Genomic DNA, 19,440 nt, shown 5'->3' on the forward strand with positions numbered 1-19,440 from the left:
TCAAGGCCTTAGCCGAGGGCCTTCACCACCAGCCCCGCCAACTCCGCGTGAATGGCGTTGAGTTCGTCCACGCTTTGTTCCGAGCCCGTCATGAAAACGGCCATCAACAGCGGGGCCTGTTCCGGCTTCCAAAAGATGGCCACATCGTTGACGGCGCCGTTGGCCCCGCTGCCGGTCTTATCTCCCGCCCGCCAGCCTTCGGGCAAGCCGGCGCGCAGGCGCTGCAATCCGGTCGTGCTGCCCACCATCCAGCCCAGCAGCAGATGGACGGCCTCCTCGCTCAGGCGATTGCCCAGCAGCAAGGCTTCCATGCTGGCCACAAAGGCAGCCGGCGTCGTGGTGTCGCGCTCATCACCCACGAGATTGGTGTTCAGCGCCAGCTCGATGCGGTCCGAGCGGGTGTGCTGATCACCTAGTTCGCGCAAAAATCGCGTCAGGCCCGGCGGGCCGCCCACCAGGGGGAATAGCAGATTGGCGGCCGGGTTGTCGCTGACCGTCACGATGGCCTCGCACAACTCGCCCACGCTCATCACACCCCGGCCATTGACCAAGCGCGCCGAGGTGATGGGCGCATGGGCCACGATGTCATTGCTGCCAAAGCGTATCGGCTTGTCCAGGCTCAGCTGGCCCGCGTCCACCCGGGCCAGCACGGCCGCGGCCAGCAAGAGCTTGAAGCTGGAGCAAAACGCAAAGCGCTGATCGGCATTGAAAGCGATCTGCGCCCGGCTGCCGCTGTTGAGGGCAAACAAGCCGATGCGCCCACCGCTGCGCTTTTGCAAGGCTTCGATGCGGGCGAGAAGTTCGGGCTCGGCCGCATGCAGCCCTGCCGCCAGGCCCAGGCCCGTGATCAGCAGGGCTCGGCGTTTGACGTCTGCGCCATTCAAGAGGTCAATCAAGGCGCCAGCACCCGCAAGACCTTTTGGAAGGCTTCCACGGCCTTGCCCTTGCGAGCGCGCTTGCCGGCATAGCCTGCCAAGCCCACCCCCTTCAGAAGCTCTTCCTTGGGCTTGGCGCCACGGCCCAGGCCCAGGACCTGCAAGGCTTGGGCGAAGGCGGCCACGCTCAGCAAGGCATCCTTGGGCTCCAGGTCCATCAGGGTCAGGCCACGGCCGCCCTTGGGCTGGTGCTTGAGTTCATCCAGGGCATAGGTCAGCAAACGGCCTTGCAAGGACAGGCAGGCCAGTTGCACGCCCAACACCTCGCCCGCGGGCACCAGGGCCGGCGGCAGCATTTTTTCATCGCCTTCCAGACTCAGGAAGGTCTTGCCGGCCTTCTGACGGCCGACCAAATCGCCCAGGGCGGCGATCAGGCCAAAGCCGCCCGTGCCGGCCAGCACCAGGCGCTGGGTGCTGGCGCCGGCGATGTAATGCGCAATCTGCGTGCCCGATTCCAGCTCGATCAAGGTGGTGATGGGCTGGCCATCGCCGCGCCCGCCCGGCAGCACCGAAACCGGCACCGAGTAGACCCGGCCGTTGCTACCGAACACGATCAGCGGGTCCACGCTGCGGCAGGGGAAGACGCCGTAAAGCTGATCGCCCGACTTGAAGGCCAGTGCCGCGGGGTCCACCTCATGGCCCTTGAGCGCACGCACCCAGCCCTTCAAGCTCACCACCACGGTGACGGGCTCATCGACGATGCGGACCTCGGCCGTGGCTTTCTTCTCTTCCTGGATCAGGGTGCGGCGCTCGTCGCCAAACTGCTTGGCGTCAGCCTCGATTTCCTTGACCAGGGTGCGCTTCAAGACACCGGGATTGGCGACGATGTCTTCGAGTTTGCTTTGCTCCTCGCGCAGGGATTTCAGCTCCTGCTCAATCTTGATCGCCTCCAGCCGCGCCAACTGGCGCAGGCGGATTTCAAGAATGTCCTCGGCCTGTCGGTCGCTCAAGCGGAAGCGTTCGATCAGCGCCGGCTTGGGCTCGTCGGCATTGCGGATGATGCGGATGACCTCATCGATGTTCAACAGCACCAGCTGCCGGCCTTCCAGCACATGGATGCGATCCAGCACCTTGCGCAAGCGGTGCTCGGTGCGGCGCAAGACGGTGGCCTGGCGGAAGCCCAGCCACTCGACCAGCATCTGGCGCAAGCTCTTCTGCGTGGGGCGGCCATCCGCGCCAATCATGGTCAGATTGATGGAGGCCGAGGTCTCCAGGCTGGTGTGGGCCAGCAAGACAGCAATCAAGTCTTGTTGGTTCACAGCCCTGCTCTTAGGCTCAAAGACCAGTCGAACCGGGGCGTCCTTACTGGACTCATCCCGCTGATAGTCGAGTACGGCCGCCACACTGGCTTTCAGCTGCAACTGCTCTTGCGAAAGCGCCTTCTTGCCAGCCTTCACCTTCGGGTTAATCAGCTCCTCTACCTCCTCCAACACCTTCTGCGAGCTGGTGCCGTGCGGTAACTCGGTGACAACTAACTGCCATTGCCCACGGGCCAGGTCTTCAATCTTCCAGCGTGCGCGCAGCTTCATGCTGCCGCGGCCGCTCAGATAGGCTGAGCGGATGTCCTCGGCCGAGCTGATCAGTTGGCCGCCGCCGGGATAGTCCGGGCCGGGCAAGAGGGTGAAGAGTTCGTCGTCGCTCAGCTTCTCGTTCTTCAGCAAGGCGACGGCCGCGCTGGCGACCTCACGCAGATTGTGGCTGGGCACCTCGGTGGCCATGCCCACGGCAATGCCGCTGGCACCGTTGAGCAGCACAAAAGGCAGGCGGGCCGGCAATTGCTTGGGTTCCTGGGTGGAGCCGTCGTAATTGGGGATGAAGTCCACCGTGCCTTCGTCGATCTCGTCCAGCAGCAGGCGCGAGATCGGCGCCAGGCGGGCTTCGGTGTATCGCATGGCCGCAGCGCCGTCGCCATCGCGGCTGCCGAAATTGCCTTGGCCGTCGATCAGCGGATAGCGCTGCGAGAAGTCCTGGGCCATGCGCACCAGGGCGTCATACACCGACTGATCGCCGTGCGGGTGGAAGCGACCCAGCACATCACCCACCACCCGCGCGCCCTTGACCGGCTTGGCGCCCGTCGTGCCGGTGAAGCTCAGGCCCATGCGCTCCATCGAGTAGAGGATGCGGCGCTGCACCGGCTTTTGCCCGTCGCAAACATCGGGCAGGGCCCGGCCCTTGACCACGCTCAGCGCATACTCGAGGTAAGCACGCTCGGCGTAATCGCCCAGGGTCAGGGCGTCGCCGGGCTCGTCGAAAGAGATGGGCTTCGCAGCCACAGGTGGAACAGGGGGCTGGGCCGGCTGATCCGGCAGATCGAAATCGATAGGAGTCTGGTTCATGGTTGAGAGGAGTGAATCTTCAGATGCTGGGCCTGGGCGGGCAAACGTTTCTGCAACAACGCCCAATACAGCTCCAGCACCAAATGGACATGAGCCTGGGTTTCAAGAATCGGCGGCATGCGCCCGCCGGCACGGCGCACCGCGCCTTCACCGGCATTCCAGGCGGCCAAGGCCGCATCGATACGGCCAAAGCGTTGCATCAAATCGGCCAGCATGCGCGCGCCGGTCATCACATTGGTGCGCGGGTCCAGCAGGCCTTGCTCCAGGGTTTGCGAGCCCAGCATTTTTTCGGCATAGCGGCCACCGGCCACCGAGGTGATCTGCATCAGGCCGATGGCGCCACGCGGGGACACCGCGTCACGCTTATAGCCCGACTCCACCGCGATGATGGCCTTGAGCAGTTCCATGTCCACACCGTGGACACGCGCGGCCTCGCGCAAAAAAGGCTGCACCGCCTTGACCTCGGGGGCAATCTCCAGCCAGGTCAAAAGACCTTGGCTGCCATCGGTCTTACCGGATACGCGGCCCGGCACAGGCGTCTTGCTGTCTTGCTTGCCGGCCATGACCAGGCTGTACTGGCCCGTCAAAGGCTTGCCTGCCAAATGCGCCACGCCCTGCGCGTCCACATAGCCCCACAGCTCGGCCTGGGCCGAGGCGGCGGCGCTCAGCGCGGCAACAAAACACAGGGCGCGGGCGATCACAGCGCTTCCTCACCCAGGGCCACGCGGGCTTGGTACTCGCGGTCCAGCATGGACATGACGATCAGGCTGTCATAACCGTCCGCGCCCTCGGCCGTGATGCGCACGCTCTCGCGCAGGCGGCCTTCAACCACAAAGCCTTCGCTCTCGTAGAGCTTGAGCGCCCGCACATTGAGCGCCTTCACATCCAGCCAAAAGCGGTGGGCGTGCAACTGGGTGAAAGCCATCTTCTTCAGCAAACGCAAGGCCTCGCGGCCCAGGCCTTTGCCCTGGCCTTGGCGGGCCAGCACGATGCGTTTGAGCTCCACCGAGCCATGCGGATTGCGGCAACCTTGAAAAATTACAAAGCCAGCGCGCTCCAATGCAGGCCCGGCCTCGATGATGAAGTGGCGCGAGTCCGGGAAGCGCAAGGCCCCCTCGTGCTGCACCCGCTCCCAGGGCGTGATGAAGGGGCGATTCGCCCCATCCTGCTCGACCGAGACCACATAGTCCAGGTCGGACAGCATCGTGGGACGCAGATGGATGCGCGGCGGGCTCATGGCGGTTACGGCGCGGGCCTTAGACGTCAACTTCGACGGAATCGCCGTTGATCTCCATCAGCTCGCGCCGGGAGGCGGCCTCGCCCTTGCCCATCAGCTTGTTGATGGCGACCTCGGTCTCGCCCAGATCCAGGCGGCCGTAAACCACGGGCGAGAGGCGGCGGGTCTCGGGATTGAGCGTGGTGTCCCAGAGCTGGGTGGCACTCATCTCGCCCAGGCCTTTGAAGCGGCTGATGCTCCATGAGCCTTCGCGGGCGCCTTCCTTGCGCAGCTTGTCCAGGGTCGCCGTCAGCTCGCCCTCGTCCAGGGCATAGATTTTGGCGGCGGGCTTTTTGCCGCGGGCCGGTGCATCCACCCGGTAGAGCGGCGGGCGCGCCACATAAATATGGCCGGCCTCGACCAGCTTAGGGAAGTGGCGGAAGAACAGAGTCAGCAAAAGCACCTGGATGTGAGAGCCGTCCACGTCAGCGTCCGAGAGGATGCATACCTTGCCGTAGCGCAGGCCGGAGAGATCCGGCGAGTCGTTCTTGCCATGCGGGTCCACGCCCAGGGCGACGGCGATGTCGTGGATCTCGTTATTGGCAAACAGGCGGTCGCGCTCCACCTCCCAGGTGTTGAGCACCTTGCCGCGCAGGGGCAGGATGGCTTGGGTCTCTTTGTTGCGGCCCATCTTGGCGCTGCCACCGGCCGAGTCGCCCTCGACCAGAAACACCTCGTTGTGCAAGAGATCGCGGCTTTCGCAATCGGTCAGCTTGCCCGGCAGCACGGCCACGCCCGAACCCTTGCGCTTCTCAACCTTTTGCGAGGCGCGCTGGCGGGTTTGCGCCTGTTTGATGACCAGCTCGGCCAGCTTTTTGCCATGCTCCACATGCTGGTTCAGCCACAGCTCCAGGCCGGGTTTGACGTAAGTGGACACGAGTCGCAAAGCGTCACGGCTGTTCAATCGTTCCTTGGTCTGGCCCTGGAACTGCGGGTCCAGCACCTTGGCCGAGAGCACGAAAGAGGCACGTGAGAACACATCGTCCGGCATCAGCTTCACGCCCTTGGGCAGCAAGCTGTGCATTTCGATAAAGCCCTTGATGGCGCCGAAGAGCCCGTCCTTCAGACCCGACTCATGGGTGCCGCCGGCCACCGTGGGGATCAGATTGACATAGCTCTCGCGCATGGGCGCGCCTTCTTCGGTGAAGGCCACGCACCAGCCGGCGCCCTCGCCTTCGGCGAAGTTCTCGGTCTCGGCCTTGCTGGCGTATTGCTCGCCTTCGTAGAGCGGGATCAAGGGCTCGGCGTTCAGGGTTTGCAGCAGATAGTCGCGCAGGCCGCCCTTGTAGGTCCAGGTCTGCACATCGCCGGTCTTCTCATTCGTCAGCGTGACGATGACGCCTGGCATCAGCACGGCCTTGCTGCGCAGCAGATGCACCAGCTCGTGCTTGGGCAGCTCGGCGCTTTCAAAATACTTGGCATCGGGCCAGACGCGCACGGTCGTGCCCTGCTTGCGGTCGCCGCGCACCGCGGGGCGGGCCGTCACCGGCTCCACCACATCGCCGTTTTCAAACGCCAGCGTGGCCACCTGGCCCTCGCGCCAGACCGTCACCTCCAGGCGCTTGGCCAGGGCATTGGTCACGCTGACGCCCACGCCGTGCAGGCCGCCGGAGAAGCTGTAAGCCCCGCCCGAGCCTTTGTCGAATTTACCGCCCGCATGCAGGCGGGTGAACACGATCTCCACCACCGGCACGCCCTCCTCGGGGTGCAGGCCGAAGGGAATGCCCCGGCCGTCGTCGGCAATGGACACCGAGCCGTCGCTGTGCTGGATCAGATCGATGCGCTTGCCGAAACCGGCCAAGGCCTCGTCGGCCGCGTTATCGATCACCTCCTGGATCGTGTGCAGGGGGTTGTCCGTGCGGGTGTACATGCCCGGGCGCTGCTTGACGGGCTCCAAGCCCTTGAGCACGCGGATGGACGCTTCGCCATAGGAAGCGGGGGAGGAATTGGTAGTGCCTTTAGTCGTCGCCATGGCGGCGATTGTAGGCAGGGGCGCTGGCCGCTCCGGCCAAGCCCAGGTCTGGCCACCCCGCGGGCGCTGTTCGCCCTGCCGCCCAAGCCCATGCGACGGCCGCACAAGCCCCATGCTCAGGGGCGATCAGCGGATTCAGGTGCTTCCCTGGGGTGCTTTGCCCTGCGAGCCCAGGGCTAGGATGCCCGGCCCAAGCCTCCCGGCCTAGCCACCGGCTCAAGCCGGATAGTCCGCTTTTTTTCCTGGATTCCCCCATGAAAGCTCTGTTTCTCACCGCGCTCACAGCGGCGCTGACCCTGATCAACAGCCCGGCCCAGGGCGCAAGCAGCCCCGCCTACCAGGCCCTGCCGGCCCAGAATCTGGAGCTGCGCCAGGCCCGCTGGTTTGACGGCCAGGGCTGGCGCCAGGGCACGCTGTTTGTGCAGGACGGCGTGTTCAGCGCCCAGCGACCGGCCCGGGTGGACCGGGTGATGCATCTGCAAGGCCGCTTCCTGAGCCCGCCGCTGGCGGAGGCGCACAACCACAATCTGCAGTTCCTGCGCGGCTTTCAGCAGAACGGGCCGCGCTATCTGCATGAGGGCGTGTTCTACGCGGCCATGCTGGCCGGCGACCCCGAGGGCGTCGCCCCCTTGCGCGCCCTGGCGGGTCGGCCGGACAGCCCGGATGTTCTCTTTGCCAGTGCCGTCATCACCTCCTCCTACGGCCACCCCATAGGCATGGCCCTGGCCGATCAGCCTCCGCCACCGGAGCCGCCTGTGCGCTATGAGGACGTGGCCGACAAATCGGTGCTGGTGGCCGACAGCCCCGAGGAGGTCGAACGCAAATGGCCGCTGGTGCTGCGCAGCCAGACCGATTGGGTCAAGCTGATACTCAGCTACCACGAGCGGCCGGATCTGATCGCCAACCCCAAGCTCAAGGGCTATCTGGGCATGCGGGCCGACACCGCCGCCGCCGTCGTGCGCCTGGCCCATGCTTCAGGTCTGCGGGTCAGCGCCCATGTGGACAGCATCGCCGACTTCGGCGCGGCCCTGCAGGCCGGGGTGGACCAGATCGCCCACCTGCCCGGTTACTATCCCCATCACGGCAATCGCATCGAGGACTATCTGCTCAGCCCCGAGTTGGCCGCCGAGGCCGCCCGCCGCGGGGTGGAGGTGATCACCACCACGGCCGTCAGCCATCTTTTCCAGCCCAAGCCCGAGTTGCTGGCGCGCATCCAAAACGTGCAGAAAATCAATCTGCGCCTGCTGCGCCAGGCGGGGGTCAAGCTGCTGGTGGGCTCGGACCATTTCGCCGCCACCGGCCTGGCCGAGTACCGCAATCTGGCCAGCCTGCAGGTTTTTGATGCGGCCGAATTACTCAAGCTGGCAACGGTGGACACGCCGCGCGCCCTCTTCCCCAAGCGCCGCCTGGGCTGCTTTGAGCCCGGCTGCGAGGCCAGCTTTCTGGTGCTGAAGACCGACCCCTTGCGCGACAAAGAGGCCTTCGGCCAAGTGCAGCTGCGGGTCAAGCAGGGCCATGTGCTGCAGGCCCTGCCGGCCAAGAACTAGGCGACTAAGCGCCTGACTCAAAGCCCCGCAAAACGGCCAGCACATTGTGGCCAATCGCCTCGGTGGCATAGCCGCCCTCCTGCAAGAACAGGGTGGGCGCGCCAAAACGCTGGAGGCGCTGGCCCAGCCGGGCGAACTCCGGCCGGTCCAGATGGAAGTGCGAGATCGGGTCGCCGCCATAGGTATCCACACCCAGGGAGACGATCAGCAACTCGGGCGCATAGGCTTGCAGACGCGCCAGGGCGGCGTCCAGACGCTCAAACCACAGCGCATTGCTGGCGCCCGCTGGCAAGGGGAAATTGGCGTTAAAGCCCAGGCCAGCACCCGCGCCGGTTTCGTCCGCATGGCCGAGGAAGAAGGGGTACTCGGTCATCGGGTCGCCGTGGATGCTGGCGAAAAAGACATCGGCACGTTCGTAAAAAATCGCCTGCGTGCCATTGCCGTGGTGGTAGTCCACGTCCAGGATGGCGACTTTTTTCAGGCCGCGATCCAGGGCCGCCTGGGCCGCCACCGCGGCGTTGTTGACGAAGCAGTAGCCGCCGAAAAAGTCTGCCCCCGCATGGTGGCCCGGCGGGCGGCTCAGCACATAGGCGCTGCGCTCCCCGGCCAGGACAAGATCCAGGCCCGTCAAGCTGCATTGCGCACCCCAGTAAGCGGCGGGCCAGGCGCCGGCCGTCAATGGCGTGCCACTGTCCATGGAAAACAAGCCCATGCGGGCCGCAAAGCTCTGGGGCAAGACGTCGGCGCGCAGGCTGCGCACCGGCCAAACGGCGGGGAAGGCATCGCCCTCGCCACCCAAGCGCTGCCACTCGCCCCAAGCGCCACTCAAAAAATCCAAATAGGCGGGAGCATGCACGCGGGCCAGCGCCTGCAAGCCCTGATCCTGGGGGGCCATGATGGGGCCCAGGTCCGAGGCCTGCAGCGTATGCAAAACATAGTCGGCACGGGCCGGGATCTCAAAAGCCGGCACCAGTCGGCCACGAAAGAACTCATGGCTGGCGGCGTGCTGAACATGCTTGTCGTTGTAGACGGTCTTCAAGCCTTGGCTCCTCGCTGTTTTGGGGCGAGGCCATCTTCGCACGGGGCTGAGGCCAGCAAACCCGGCTAGCATGGCCGGGCTATGACAGTTTCCTGCTTCCCCTTCAGTCCCCTCGCTCCCATCACCCTCAGCCTGAGTTTGCTGCTCGCTGTAGTTCCGGCCGCTGCCAATCCCGAGCCCGAAACGCCCTACTTCAAGGCCAGCCCGGCCCTGAGCATGGAGCTGAAGAACGCCCAGTGGTTCGACGGCAAGGGCTTTCAACAAGGCACGCTCTACGTCAAGGACGGCCGCTTCACCAAGCAACGCATCAAAAAAGCCCAGCGCCAGATGGATCTCAAGGGTCAGTTTTTGATCCCGCCCCTGGCCGACGCCCACAACCACAATCTACAGACGCTCTGGGGCTTTGCCCGCTATGCGCCCAGCTATCTGCGCGACGGCGTGTTCTACACAGCCCAGCAATGCGGCGAGCCCAAGGCCGTGTCCGAGATGCGGCCCATCGCTGCCCAGGCCGCCTCGCCCGAGGTCCTGTTCAACAGCGCCTGCATCACTTCCAGCGACGGCCAGCCCCTGGCCCAGCTCATGGGCGAAGACCCCAAGCTGCGCGCTGAGGACTTCATCGACAAGGCCGTGCTGGTGATGGACTCGCCGCAGGACATTGCCCAGAAGTGGCCATTGATCGCCCCCCGCAAAAGCGACTCCATCAAGCTGATGATCAGCCGCTCAGAAAGCCCCGAGCTGCGCGCCGACCCCAAGCAGTGGGGCCGCCTGGGGCTCAAGCCCGAGCTGGTTCCCGCCATCGTCAAACGCGCGCACCAGGACGGCTTCAAGGTCATCGCCCAGGCTGATACCGCGGCCGACTTTGCTCTGGCGGCCCAGAGCGGGGTGGACTGGGTGGCACGCCTGCCGGGCCTGTTCTTCTTCGAGGGCACGAACGCCGAGCGCTATCGCATCAGCGCCGACGCAGCCTCTGAGGCGGCGAAAAAAAAGGTATCCGTCATCACCGCCATCTCCGGCAGCAAGCTCTTCCCCATGTCGGCCGAGACGCTCACCGCCGTGCGCCAGTTGCAGGCCGAGAATCTGCGCCGATTGCTGGATGCCAAGGTGCCGCTGCTGCTGGGCTCCGACCTCTACAACGGCACGGTCTTGAGCGAGCTGCGCAGCCTGGACTCCCTGGGCGTGCTGGAGCGCGCCCAGCTGCTGCGCCTGGCCACCGTGGACACGCCACGCGCCCTCTTCCCCAAGCGCAAGATCGCTTGCTTTGACGATGGCTGCGAGGCCAGCTTCCTGCTGCTCAAGAGCAATCCCTTGCAAGGCGCCCAAGGCCTGGAGGCTCTGGAACGCATTCAGCTGCGGGTCAAACAGGGTCGGGTCTTGAGCCAATAGAGAAAGCGCCTCGCTCACAAGCCCATGGATTCACCTGCGGGACAGCCAGGACTTGCATTTCTGGCTAGAGTCGCGCGATGAGCGCCCCAACCCTCCCCCAAACACCCCCATCTTCGGCCGCCCGGCCGCCACAGCTGTCCATGTTTCAGGTGCTGCTGTGCGGCGCCATGATCGTGACCCTGTCCATGGGCATACGCCACGGCTTTGGCCTGTGGCTGCAGCCCATCACCATGGAGCGAGGCTGGACGCGCGAGACCTTTGCCTTCGCTCTGGCGATCCAGAACCTGGCCTGGGGCCTGGCCGGGCCTTTCACCGGCATGTTGGCCGATCGCTTCGGGCCTTTCCGCGTGCTGATGGTGGGTGGCTTGCTCTACGCCCTGGGCCTGGTCTTGATGGCTTTGTCGACCTCAGGCTTGGCCTTCACCGGCAGCGCAGGCCTGATCATAGGCATTGCCCAATCAGGCACGACCTATGCGGTGATCTACGGCGTGATCGGCCGCAATGTGGCGCCCGAAAAGCGCTCCTGGGCCATGGGTGTGGCCGCAGCGGCGGGCAGCTTCGGGCAGTTCCTGATGGTGCCGGTGGAGAACTGGTTGATCGGCCACACCGGCTGGCAAAACGCGCTCTTCATCCTGGCCTGTGCCGCCTTGATCATCCTGCCTCTGGCCCTGGGCTTGCGCGAACCCAAGGGCACGCAAACCGCCCATGGCCACAAGCAAAGCATTGCCCAGGCCTTGCGTGAGGCCTTTGGCTACCGCAGCTTTCAGCTCTTGATGCTGGGCTATTTTGTCTGCGGTTTTCAGGTCGTCTTCATCGGCGTGCACATGCCCAGCTATCTGAAGGACCACGGCTTCAGCCCCCAGATCGCCACCTATTCGCTCGCCTTGATCGGGCTATTCAACGTCTTTGGCACTTATGCGGCGGGCTCGCTCGGCCAGCGCTTCCCGAAACGCTACATCCTCTCGGCCATCTATAGCCTGCGCTCCATCGCCATCGTGATCTTTCTGAGCCTGCCCCTCACGCCGGCCTCCATCTACATCTTCTCGGCGGTGATGGGGGTGTTGTGGCTGTCCACCGTGCCGCCCACCAATGCGGTGTTGGCGCAGATCTTCGGTGTTCAACACATGTCCATGCTGGGCGGCTTTGTGTTTCTAAGCCACCAGATCGGCAGCTTTTTGGGCGTCTGGTTGGGCGGCAAGCTCTACGACTTGAGCGGCAGCTATGACGTGGTCTGGTGGTTGGCGGTTGGCCTGGGCGTGATGGCGGCCTTGGTGAATCTGCCGGTGCGCGAGACGGCCATTCCGCGCGGCGCTGTGCCGGCTTGATGGCGGGCGAAGAAGAGTTGAGATGAAAATACGCGCTGCACTGTGGCGGCTCCTGCTTCTCGCGGTGTTGGGCCTGGTGTTTCTGGCCTATTTCCAGCCCAGCTTGATGCAGGGCTTGTCTGATCAAATTTGGGCCTGTTTTTGAACCCTTTGCTCTGCGCCAATCCTGTTTCCCCCTGGCTGATGCGCTGGTCGCAAGCCTGCCGACCCGGCGCCACGGCGCTAGACCTGGCCTGCGGCTCTGGGCGCCATCTGCGCTATCTGGCTCAGCGAGGTATGCAGGTGACTGGCGTGGACCGTGACGAAGCTGCCGTCGCCCCCTTGCGCGAGCTGGCCGAAATCATCCTCAGCGATATTGAGAACGGCCCCTGGCCCTTGGCCGGGCGGCAATTTGATCTGGTGCTGGTCAGCAACTATCTGTGGCGGCCCTTGCTGCCGCAGATCGTGGCGGCGGTGGCGCCGGGCGGCTGGCTGATCTACGAAACCTTTGCCCAGGGTCAGCAAAGCATAGGCCGGCCGGCGCGGGCCGAGTTCTTGCTGCAGCCGGGCGAATTGCTGCAGGCTTGTGAAGGCTTGCGGGTGATCGCCTACGAGGATGGCTTTGAATGCGCACAAACGAGCAGCACCGAGGCTGCGGGCGTCAACGGCCGCTTTGTGCAGCGCGTTGCCGCTGTGCGCGCCCCAGCTAGCTCAGACGGGGTTTTCCAGCGTTATGCCCTAGCCGGCTGAGAAAGCGCTGTGTGGCTGAGTAGAATCAGCCGATTACTAGGAATTGCTCAATGAACGGACTTGTTGGCAGCATCGTCGCTCTCGTGACCCCGATGCTTGAAGATGGCAGCGTTGATTACCCCACCCTGCGCAAGCTGATCGACTGGCATATCGCCGAGGGCACCGATGTCATCGGTGTGGTCGGCACCACCGGTGAATCACCCACGGTCAGCATGGAAGAAAACCGCGAGATCATTCGCGCGGCGGTTCTGCATGCCAAGGGCCGTGTGCCCATCATGGCCGGCACCGGCGCGAACTCGACCGCCGAGGCGATCGAGCTGAGCCGCTACGCCAAGGAAGTCGGCGCGGATTGCACCCTGTCTGTCGTGCCCTACTACAACAAGCCCTCGCAAGAAGGCATTTACCAGCACTACAAGGCCATCGCCGAGGCGGTAGACATCCCCATGATGCTCTACAACGTGCCCGGCCGCACCGTCGCCGATATGCTGCCCGAGACCGCCCTGCGCTGCGCCGCCCTGCCCGGCGTGTTCGGCGTCAAGGAAGCCACCGGCAATATCGAGCGCGCGACCTATCTGATCAAGCACGCACCCCAGCACTTCAAGATCTACTCCGGCGACGACGGCACCGCCATCGCCCTGATGCTCTTGGGCGGCGCAGGCAATGTCAGCGTGACGGCCAATGTGGCTCCGCGCGCCATGCATGAGCTGTGCAAGGCTGCTTTGGCCGGCAATATCGCTGAGGCCCGCCGCATCCACTTCCAGCTGCTGGGTCTGCACAAGCATCTGTTCTGCGAACCCAGCCCGGCACCGGCCAAGTGGGCGCTGTCGCGCCTGGGCCGCATCGAGCCCCATCTGCGCCTGCCCATCACCGGTCTGACGCCTGCTGGCCAGGCCCTGGTCGAGCAAGCCATGAAGGACGCGGGCCTGCTCTAAGGCCCCCGAGCAGATGGCGAGACCGCATTCGTTTTGTCCGAGCCCGGCATCTGCTCTAATCGCCCCACTTTGATTGAAGCCGCTCATGCAAGATCACTGAAGATCGCATGCAGCCGCAACCCTGACCTCCGGAGATGTCTAGCGTGACTCGTTCCTCAATTGCTTCTTCCAAGACCCGCCCGGTGTCCTTGGCCTGTCTGATGATGGTGGGCGCGCTGGCAGCCGGTTGCTCCTCGCTGGACAATGTGATCTCCACCGACAAGGTGGACTACCGCAGCGGCGCCAAGCAGACCACCGGCCTGGACGTGCCGCCCGATCTGACCCAGCTGGCCCGCGACGGCCGCAACCAGGCTCAAGGCGGCGTGGTCAGCGCAGCCACCTTCCAGCAAAACAATGCGGCCGCCAAGGCCAATGCCCAGGCCAGCGGCGCAGCCCCTGCCAATACCGTGGCCCTGAACGCCGCCGGCAATGTGCGCCTGGAGCGCAATGGCAGCGAGCGATTCCTGCGTGTGGACCTGCCGCCCGAGCAGCTGTGGCAGCAAGTGCGTGACTTCTGGGTCGAGCGCGGCTTCGAGATCGCTAAAGAGCAGGCCGATATCGGCCTGATCGAAACCAATTGGAATGAAAACCGCGCCAAGCTGCCGCAGGACGTGATCCGCTCCACCATCGGTCGGGTGTTTGACGGCCTCTACTCCAGCGGCGAGCGCGATATGTATCGCACCCGCATCGAGCGCGTGGCCGGCGGCACCGAGATCTATATCTCGCACAAGGGTGTGCAAGAGGTCTACACCAGCCAGCAGAAGGACAGCACGGCCTGGCAGCCCCGCGCCAGCGAGCCTCAGCTCGAAGCCGAGATGCTGTCCCGCCTGATGCTCAAACTGGGCGCCAAGGATGAAGCGGCCAAGGCCGCCCTGGTGGCCGCCAACAATGCGGCTGCCGCCAAGCCGGCCGCTGCCGCCGCCTCGGGCGCCGTGGCCACCGCTGGTGCCGCCGCCGTGGCCAGCAAGCCGCAAAGCCGCAGCCTGGCCGATGTGCCGGACGAGTTGCAAGTGGCCGAAGGCTTTGAGCGCGCCTGGCGCCGTGTGGGTCAGTCGCTGGATCGCCATGGCTTCACCGTGGAAGACCGCGACCGCAAAGCCGGCCTGTTCTATCTGCGTTATGCCGACCCCAACCAGGCCGGCAAGGAAGAGCCCAACTTCTTCCAGAAGCTGTTCAGCAAGGACGAAGGCCCGGCCAAGGTGCGCTACCGGGTGCAGGTCAAGTCCGAAGGCGAGCGCAGCGTCGTCTCGGTGCTGGACGACAAGGGCCAGAAGCAGACCAATGAGATCGCCAAGCGGATTCTCAATCTGCTGATGGACGATCTGCGCTGATTCAAGAGCCCAGCCCAAACAGAACACGCCACCGCCTCCGGGTCGGTGGCGTTTTTCATTCAAGACAGCAAACGAAAGAGCCCCATGCGTTTTTGTAGCCTAGGCAGCGGCAGCGGCGGCAATGCCACGCTGATCGAAGCCAGCCAGGGCATCACCAGCACCCAGCTCCTGCTGGACTGCGGCTTCAGCCTGCGCGAACTCAGCAAACGCCTGCTGCGCGCCGGCAGCTCGCCCGAGCAACTCAGCGCGGTGTTCATCACCCATGAGCATGGCGACCATGTGGGTTGCGTACTCAATCTATGCCAGCGCTTTCAAGTGCCGCTATGGACCAGCCGTGGCACCTGGAAGGCCATAGGCCATGAGGACTTCGACCCCAAGCTGCTGCACCTGGTACGCGACGGCGACTTCATCGACCTGGGCGATATGGCTTTACAGCCCTTTGCCGTGCCTCACGACGCCCGCGAGCCCCTGCACCTGCGCTGCCACGACGGTGACCGCCATCTAGGCCTGCTGACCGATCTGGGCTGCGCCACACCGCAGGTCATCGAAGCCTTGCAAGACTGCCATGCCCTGCTGCTGGAATGCAATCACGACGAGCAGCTGCTCAGGAACTCCAGCTACCCGGCCAGCCTCAAACGCCGCATCCTGGGCAGCCACGGCCATTTATGCAACGAGCACTCGGCCGACTTGCTGCGCCAGTGCCTGCACACCGATTTGGGCGTCGTGGTCGCCGCCCATCTGAGCGAGCGCAATAACCGGCCCGAGCTGGCCGCACAAGCGCTGGCCGCTGCACTGGATCGCAAGATCGAGGACATTCCGGTCGCCAGCCAGGGCTTGGGCACGGACTGGTTTTCACTGCGCTGAGCCGCTTTTGTCACCCGATAAACGCAGGCCTTGCAAAAACAGCAGACGTAAAAAAACCGCCTGGTTCGCACCGGGCGGTTTTTTCAGAGAATCGAAAAGATTCGATTACTTCTTGATGGCGTCAACAGCCGAAGCAGCTGCATCAGCAGCGGCAGTGCCGACAGCCGAAGCTGCGTCAGCAGCGCCGGTGGCCACTGCGGAAGCGGCAGCCGAAGCAGCCGAGTCAACAGCGCTGGCGGCAGCCGAAGCGGCTTCAGCGACGGGAGCCACAACAGCGGCTTCTTCCTTCTTGCCGCAAGCGGTCAGGGCAACAGCAGCCAACAGGGTAGCCAACAGGATCGACTTGTTCATACTTGTCCTCAAAATTCGTTAAACGACGATGCAATTACCGGTAATTTTTTGAAGCATCACAACAGTCTCAAACCCTCAGAAAAAACTGAATATTTGACTTGCTGCGAACCTCGACGTCTTAAGACGAGGAAACCTCGAGCGCTTCCACCGCCTAGCCTGTAAGTATAACCGGTACTTTTGTCCACCCTTATAGACCCAATGTCGTGCTGGCAAATGATTCGTAAGACCGTTGCAAGCTTGCATCAGTCTGTTCGCGCAGCGACACAGCGTCGATCTGGCTCAAGGACAAAACGCCTCGCCAATGCTGTTTATCCAACAGCCGCAGGCTGAGCGTCGCCTCGCGGCCCTTGGCCCACAGCAAGGCCTCGGGCGCGCCATGCCCCAGGGGCTGCCAATCCTCGTCAAAAGCCCGCGCCTGCACGCAATGGCCATAGCGAGCGCGCCACTGCACAAAGCGCGGATGGCGGCGACGCAAATCCTCGAACTGCTGGGCCAGCAAAAGCAGGCGACGGCCGGGTTTGGCCCAGGCCTGTAAAACGGCCAACAGCGCGGGCTCCGACAAAGGCCAGTCAACAAAGCTCGCGTCCACCCAGCGCAGGTCTCGGCAGTCCTCAGCCCCGGCCCAGGCCAAGCACTGGGTGAGGGCCGCCGCAAAGGCCTGACGACCCTCAAACACCCCCAGATTCAAGGCGGGCTGACATGACTCTTCCGGTGCTTGCGTCATGGCTTTGCGCTCCCAAAAAACTCGGTCAAAACCTCATTCGGACCGGGCAGCGGCCTTAGTCAGCCACCCGAACCCAACCGTCTTCTGCCCACTGGTCGAGCAACTCACGCGCGCCTTCCGACAACTGCGTCACTTGCTTGGCCGTCAGTGCTCTTTGGTCGGCAAACTCACGCATCAACTTGGCATCGCGGCCAGCCGCGCGGAAGGACTCGCCGTTGATGAAAATGTGCGCGGGATCGTAGAGCATGCGGCTGCGCCTATCCAGCACGGCCCCGCAGCCGGCAGGCACCGGCACACCCGCATCGAACCAGACATGAGGCTTGGGCTCGGTCATGGCCTCACCCAGCGCCCGCTCCAGCGCCAGGGGCTCACGCAGCGCACGCTCGGCGGCATCGCGGGCGAAGTCCAGCAGTTGCTGAGGCATCAGGCCGGGGGTGGTGGTGGCCGGCTGCTTGGGGTCGGCATACATGCGATTGGCGTAATGCTGGTCTTCGTCGTCCATCAAACGGCTCAGCAAATCCTTGGCCAACTCGGCCCGCCAAGGCGTGCGGAAGCCCACCGAGCAGGTCATGCATTCGCCAATCGCCACGCCGTCATGCGCCCAACCCGGCGGCAGATACAACATATCGCCCGGCTCCAGCACATATTCCTGCTCGGGTTCGAAGTTAGCGATGATTTTTAGCGGCACATCGTCGCGCAGCTGGGCATTCTTTTGCTGGCCGATGCGCCAGCGGCGCTGGCCGTGGACCTGGATCAGGAACACATCGTAGGAATCGAAATGCGGGCCCACGCCGCCGCCATCGGTAGCGTAGGAAATCATCAAATCATCCAGCCGCGCCTCGGGCACAAAACGGAACTGGCTCAGCAAGTCGTAAGCGGCGGGCACATGTTGCTCCAGCCCTTGCACCAGCAGCGTCCAGCCAGCCTTGGAGAAAGGCGGCAGTTTGGCGATGGGGCCTTTGCGCAGGGCCCAGCGGCCATCAAAAGCGCTGACCAGGCGTGACTCCGCATCCTCGCTGGCGGCCAAGGCCGCCAGCTCGCTGCGCGAGGCAGGTGGGCGAATGCCAGGCAAGGCCTGCCGCACCAGCAAGGGCTTCTTCTGCCAGTGGCGACGCATGAATTGTTCGGGGCTGAGGCCGCCCAGCAGCGGCAGGGAGTCTTGGATGTTCATGGCGGGCATTGTCGCCTGCTCCCCTGTTTCGAAATTGGGACGAGTTGCGCTCGCGCATCCCAGTTTCGACATTCCTGAGCCTTCACTGCGCCAGATCAAGTCCGCGCACTTCGGCCATTCACCCGGGAAATCAAGCATTTGCCTTGTTTCCTCACGCACCTCGACCGCTGGCACGACTCCTGCAAAGCCGTCTTGATATGGACATTCAACGCGCACTCACACCACTCCAACGCTTGCGCCAAAAAGGCCCTCGCCTGGGCTTGGCCGCCCTCTTGCTGATCCTGCTCGCGGGCCTGCTCGCCCTGCGCTTGCAAGCCAAGCCCAGCGAGATGAGCGTGAGCCGCCAAGGTGTCGTGCTGGCCTCGGTTGAACGCGGCCCGCTGCAACTGGATGTGCGCGCCGCCGGCGTGCTGCTGCCCAGCCAGCAGCGCTGGATCGCAGCGCAAAGCGAGGGCCGGGTCGAACGGGTCGAGGTGCAGGCGGGCAGTTCGGTGCGCAAGGGTCAGGTCTTGCTCACCCTCAGCAATCCTCAGTTGCAGCTACGCCTGCTGGAGCTGCGCGGCCAGCTAGAGCAGGCCCGAGCCGAGATGAACGCCACCCAGCTCAGCCTGGAAAGCCAGGCACTGAACCAAGGCGCCGCCGTCCAGCGCGCCGAGTTTGCCCTGCGCAGTGCCGAGCTGCAGTGGGAGGCCGACCAGGAGTTGCGCAAGGACGGCATGGTTTCCAAACTGGCTTTTGAACGCAGCCGCTTCGCGCTGGAGCAAGCCCGCCAGACCTTGCAGCTAGAGCGTGAGCAACTGAGCCGACACCGCGCCGCCATGCAAGCCCAGTTGGAGGCAAAGCGCGCAGCCTTGAACCGCTGGCAGCAAAGCCTGCAAAGAGAGCAGGAGTTGATGGAAGCGCTCAACGTCCGGGCGCCAGAGGACGCGGTGGTGCAAGAGCTGAATCTGCAACCCGGGCAAAGCGTGTTGGCCGGCGCCAATCTGGCCAAGCTGGCGCGAGCCGACGCGCTCTACGCCCAGCTGCAGGTGCAAGAAGCCCAGGCCCGCGATATTGCCCTGGGCCAAAGCGCCCAGCTCGACCTGCGCAGCGGGGGCAGCGATGGCCAGCTCGGCGGCCAGGTCAGCCGCATCGCCGCCAAGGTGAGCAATGGGGTGGTGTTGGTGGACATCGCGCTGAGCGGCCCACTGCCGCGCGGCGCCCGCTCCGATCTGGGCGTGGACGGCGTCATCACCCTCAGCCGCCTGGACAACACCTTGCAAATTCAGCGCCCCTTGTTCAGCCAGGCGCAGAGCCGCGCCAGCCTCTTCCGCCTGGGCGCAGACGGCGTGCTGGAGCGGGTGCCCGTGCAGTTCGGCCCGGCCTCGGTGGGCCGTATCGCCCTGCAGTCGGGCCTGAGCCTGGGCGATCAGGTGGTGGTATCCGACACCAGCGCCTGGCGCGAGGCGCAGCGCGTGCGCCTGCGTTGAGGCAGCGGCCGCCCTGC

The 19,440-nt window shown here is 64.4% G+C and carries 17 protein-coding genes; 8 read left to right on the forward strand and 9 right to left on the reverse strand.

What is annotated here, in order from left to right; all coding sequences use genetic code 11:
• Positions 1-8 precede the first annotated feature (8 nt).
• The 5 genes from bla to DBR47_RS05605 are packed head-to-tail and all read right to left on the reverse strand — an operon-like array spanning position 9 to position 6,519.
• Entirely contained in the window at positions 9-896 is an 888-nt protein-coding gene (bla, locus tag DBR47_RS05585; RefSeq protein WP_124447809.1) for a class A beta-lactamase, read from the reverse strand.
• A complete protein-coding gene (gene parC, locus DBR47_RS05590) occupies positions 893-3,256 on the reverse strand; it encodes a DNA topoisomerase IV subunit A (protein ID WP_370454871.1) in 2,364 nt (787 codons plus the stop codon). Before parC ends, bla begins: the two co-directional genes overlap by 4 nt.
• Before the next feature lie 11 nt (positions 3,257-3,267).
• On the reverse strand, positions 3,268-3,972 hold the full coding sequence (locus tag DBR47_RS05595) for a lytic transglycosylase domain-containing protein (RefSeq protein ID WP_231512142.1): 705 nt from the start codon (positions 3,970-3,972) through the stop codon (positions 3,268-3,270).
• The gene (locus DBR47_RS05600; protein ID WP_124447813.1) at positions 3,969-4,508 is read right to left on the reverse strand and encodes a GNAT family N-acetyltransferase; all 540 of its coding nucleotides are present in this window, start codon (positions 4,506-4,508) and stop codon (positions 3,969-3,971) included. Before DBR47_RS05600 ends, DBR47_RS05595 begins: the two co-directional genes overlap by 4 nt.
• A gap of 19 nt (positions 4,509-4,527) precedes the next feature.
• Positions 4,528-6,519: a DNA topoisomerase IV subunit B gene (locus DBR47_RS05605; RefSeq protein ID WP_124447815.1), complete on the reverse strand. Its 1,992-nt coding sequence runs from the start codon at positions 6,517-6,519 to the stop codon at positions 4,528-4,530.
• 254 nt (positions 6,520-6,773) lie between these two features.
• On the opposite strand from DBR47_RS05605, the gene DBR47_RS05610 reads away from it, so the two are divergent.
• Entirely contained in the window at positions 6,774-8,066 is a 1,293-nt protein-coding gene (locus DBR47_RS05610; RefSeq protein WP_124447817.1) for an amidohydrolase family protein, read from the forward strand.
• 4 nt (positions 8,067-8,070) lie between these two features.
• Here DBR47_RS05610 and DBR47_RS05615 read toward each other — a convergent pair whose 3' ends face one another.
• The gene (locus DBR47_RS05615) at positions 8,071-9,105 is read right to left on the reverse strand and encodes a histone deacetylase family protein (RefSeq protein WP_124447819.1); all 1,035 of its coding nucleotides are present in this window, start codon (positions 9,103-9,105) and stop codon (positions 8,071-8,073) included.
• A gap of 81 nt (positions 9,106-9,186) precedes the next feature.
• Between DBR47_RS05615 and DBR47_RS05620 the strand changes: the two genes are divergently transcribed.
• The 6 genes from DBR47_RS05620 to DBR47_RS05645 all read left to right on the forward strand — a co-directional run bounded on the left by DBR47_RS05620 (position 9,187) and on the right by DBR47_RS05645 (position 15,708).
• Positions 9,187-10,488, forward strand: a complete 1,302-nt coding sequence (locus tag DBR47_RS05620; protein WP_124447821.1) for a hypothetical protein — start codon at positions 9,187-9,189, stop codon at positions 10,486-10,488.
• A gap of 77 nt (positions 10,489-10,565) precedes the next feature.
• A complete protein-coding gene (locus DBR47_RS05625; RefSeq protein ID WP_231512143.1) occupies positions 10,566-11,813 on the forward strand; it encodes an MFS transporter in 1,248 nt (415 codons plus the stop codon).
• Between the two features lie 183 nt (positions 11,814-11,996).
• Positions 11,997-12,542 (forward strand): bifunctional 2-polyprenyl-6-hydroxyphenol methylase/3-demethylubiquinol 3-O-methyltransferase UbiG, encoded by a 546-nt coding sequence (locus DBR47_RS05630; protein ID WP_124447823.1) that lies wholly within the window; start codon positions 11,997-11,999, stop codon positions 12,540-12,542.
• 50 nt (positions 12,543-12,592) lie between these two features.
• Positions 12,593-13,474, forward strand: coding sequence for a 4-hydroxy-tetrahydrodipicolinate synthase (gene dapA, locus DBR47_RS05635; protein WP_124447825.1), 882 nt, complete (start codon positions 12,593-12,595; stop codon positions 13,472-13,474).
• A gap of 200 nt (positions 13,475-13,674) precedes the next feature.
• Entirely contained in the window at positions 13,675-14,844 is a 1,170-nt protein-coding gene (bamC, locus tag DBR47_RS05640) for an outer membrane protein assembly factor BamC (RefSeq protein ID WP_124448039.1), read from the forward strand.
• Between the two features lie 84 nt (positions 14,845-14,928).
• Positions 14,929-15,708, forward strand: a complete 780-nt coding sequence (locus tag DBR47_RS05645) for an MBL fold metallo-hydrolase (protein WP_124447827.1) — start codon at positions 14,929-14,931, stop codon at positions 15,706-15,708.
• Between the two features lie 105 nt (positions 15,709-15,813).
• Here DBR47_RS05645 and DBR47_RS24910 read toward each other — a convergent pair whose 3' ends face one another.
• The 3 genes from DBR47_RS24910 to DBR47_RS05660 form a co-directional block, all read right to left on the reverse strand.
• Positions 15,814-16,059: a hypothetical protein gene (locus DBR47_RS24910; RefSeq protein WP_124447829.1), complete on the reverse strand. Its 246-nt coding sequence runs from the start codon at positions 16,057-16,059 to the stop codon at positions 15,814-15,816.
• Positions 16,060-16,246: 187 nt separating this feature from the next.
• Positions 16,247-16,783 carry a hypothetical protein gene (locus DBR47_RS05655; RefSeq protein ID WP_124447831.1) on the reverse strand — a complete coding sequence of 179 codons (537 nt, stop codon included), beginning with the start codon at positions 16,781-16,783 and terminating at the stop codon, positions 16,247-16,249.
• Between the two features lie 55 nt (positions 16,784-16,838).
• Positions 16,839-17,954 carry a JmjC domain-containing protein gene (locus DBR47_RS05660; RefSeq protein WP_124447833.1) on the reverse strand — a complete coding sequence of 372 codons (1,116 nt, stop codon included), beginning with the start codon at positions 17,952-17,954 and terminating at the stop codon, positions 16,839-16,841.
• Positions 17,955-18,151: 197 nt separating this feature from the next.
• Between DBR47_RS05660 and DBR47_RS05665 the strand changes: the two genes are divergently transcribed.
• A complete protein-coding gene (locus DBR47_RS05665) occupies positions 18,152-19,423 on the forward strand; it encodes an efflux RND transporter periplasmic adaptor subunit (protein ID WP_124447835.1) in 1,272 nt (423 codons plus the stop codon).
• The last annotated feature ends 17 nt before the right edge of the window (positions 19,424-19,440 follow it).

Origin of the sequence: Paucibacter sp. KBW04 (assembly GCF_003852425.1) — a bacterium.
GTDB lineage: Bacteria > Pseudomonadota > Gammaproteobacteria > Burkholderiales > Burkholderiaceae_C > Paucibacter_A.

Bases quoted from the DNA above. Each gene is read 5' to 3' on its own strand.
- DBR47_RS05600 (WP_124447813.1), bottom strand. From the start codon at position 4,508: ATGAGCCCGCCGCGCATCCATCTGCGTCCCACGATGCTGTCCGACCTG.
- DBR47_RS05605 (WP_124447815.1), bottom strand. From the start codon at position 6,519: ATGGCGACGACTAAAGGCACTACCAATTCCTCCCCCGCTTCCTATGGC.
- DBR47_RS05610 (WP_124447817.1), top strand. From the start codon at position 6,774: ATGAAAGCTCTGTTTCTCACCGCGCTCACAGCGGCGCTGACCCTGATC.
- DBR47_RS05620 (WP_124447821.1), top strand. From the start codon at position 9,187: ATGACAGTTTCCTGCTTCCCCTTCAGTCCCCTCGCTCCCATCACCCTC.
- DBR47_RS05625 (WP_231512143.1), top strand. From the start codon at position 10,566: ATGAGCGCCCCAACCCTCCCCCAAACACCCCCATCTTCGGCCGCCCGG.
- DBR47_RS05630 (WP_124447823.1), top strand. From the start codon at position 11,997: ATGCGCTGGTCGCAAGCCTGCCGACCCGGCGCCACGGCGCTAGACCTG.
- dapA (WP_124447825.1), top strand. From the start codon at position 12,593: ATGAACGGACTTGTTGGCAGCATCGTCGCTCTCGTGACCCCGATGCTT.
- bamC (WP_124448039.1), top strand. From the start codon at position 13,675: ATGATGGTGGGCGCGCTGGCAGCCGGTTGCTCCTCGCTGGACAATGTG.
- DBR47_RS05645 (WP_124447827.1), top strand. From the start codon at position 14,929: ATGCGTTTTTGTAGCCTAGGCAGCGGCAGCGGCGGCAATGCCACGCTG.
- DBR47_RS24910 (WP_124447829.1), bottom strand. From the start codon at position 16,059: ATGAACAAGTCGATCCTGTTGGCTACCCTGTTGGCTGCTGTTGCCCTG.
- DBR47_RS05655 (WP_124447831.1), bottom strand. From the start codon at position 16,783: ATGACGCAAGCACCGGAAGAGTCATGTCAGCCCGCCTTGAATCTGGGG.
- DBR47_RS05660 (WP_124447833.1), bottom strand. From the start codon at position 17,954: ATGAACATCCAAGACTCCCTGCCGCTGCTGGGCGGCCTCAGCCCCGAA.
- DBR47_RS05665 (WP_124447835.1), top strand. From the start codon at position 18,152: ATGGACATTCAACGCGCACTCACACCACTCCAACGCTTGCGCCAAAAA.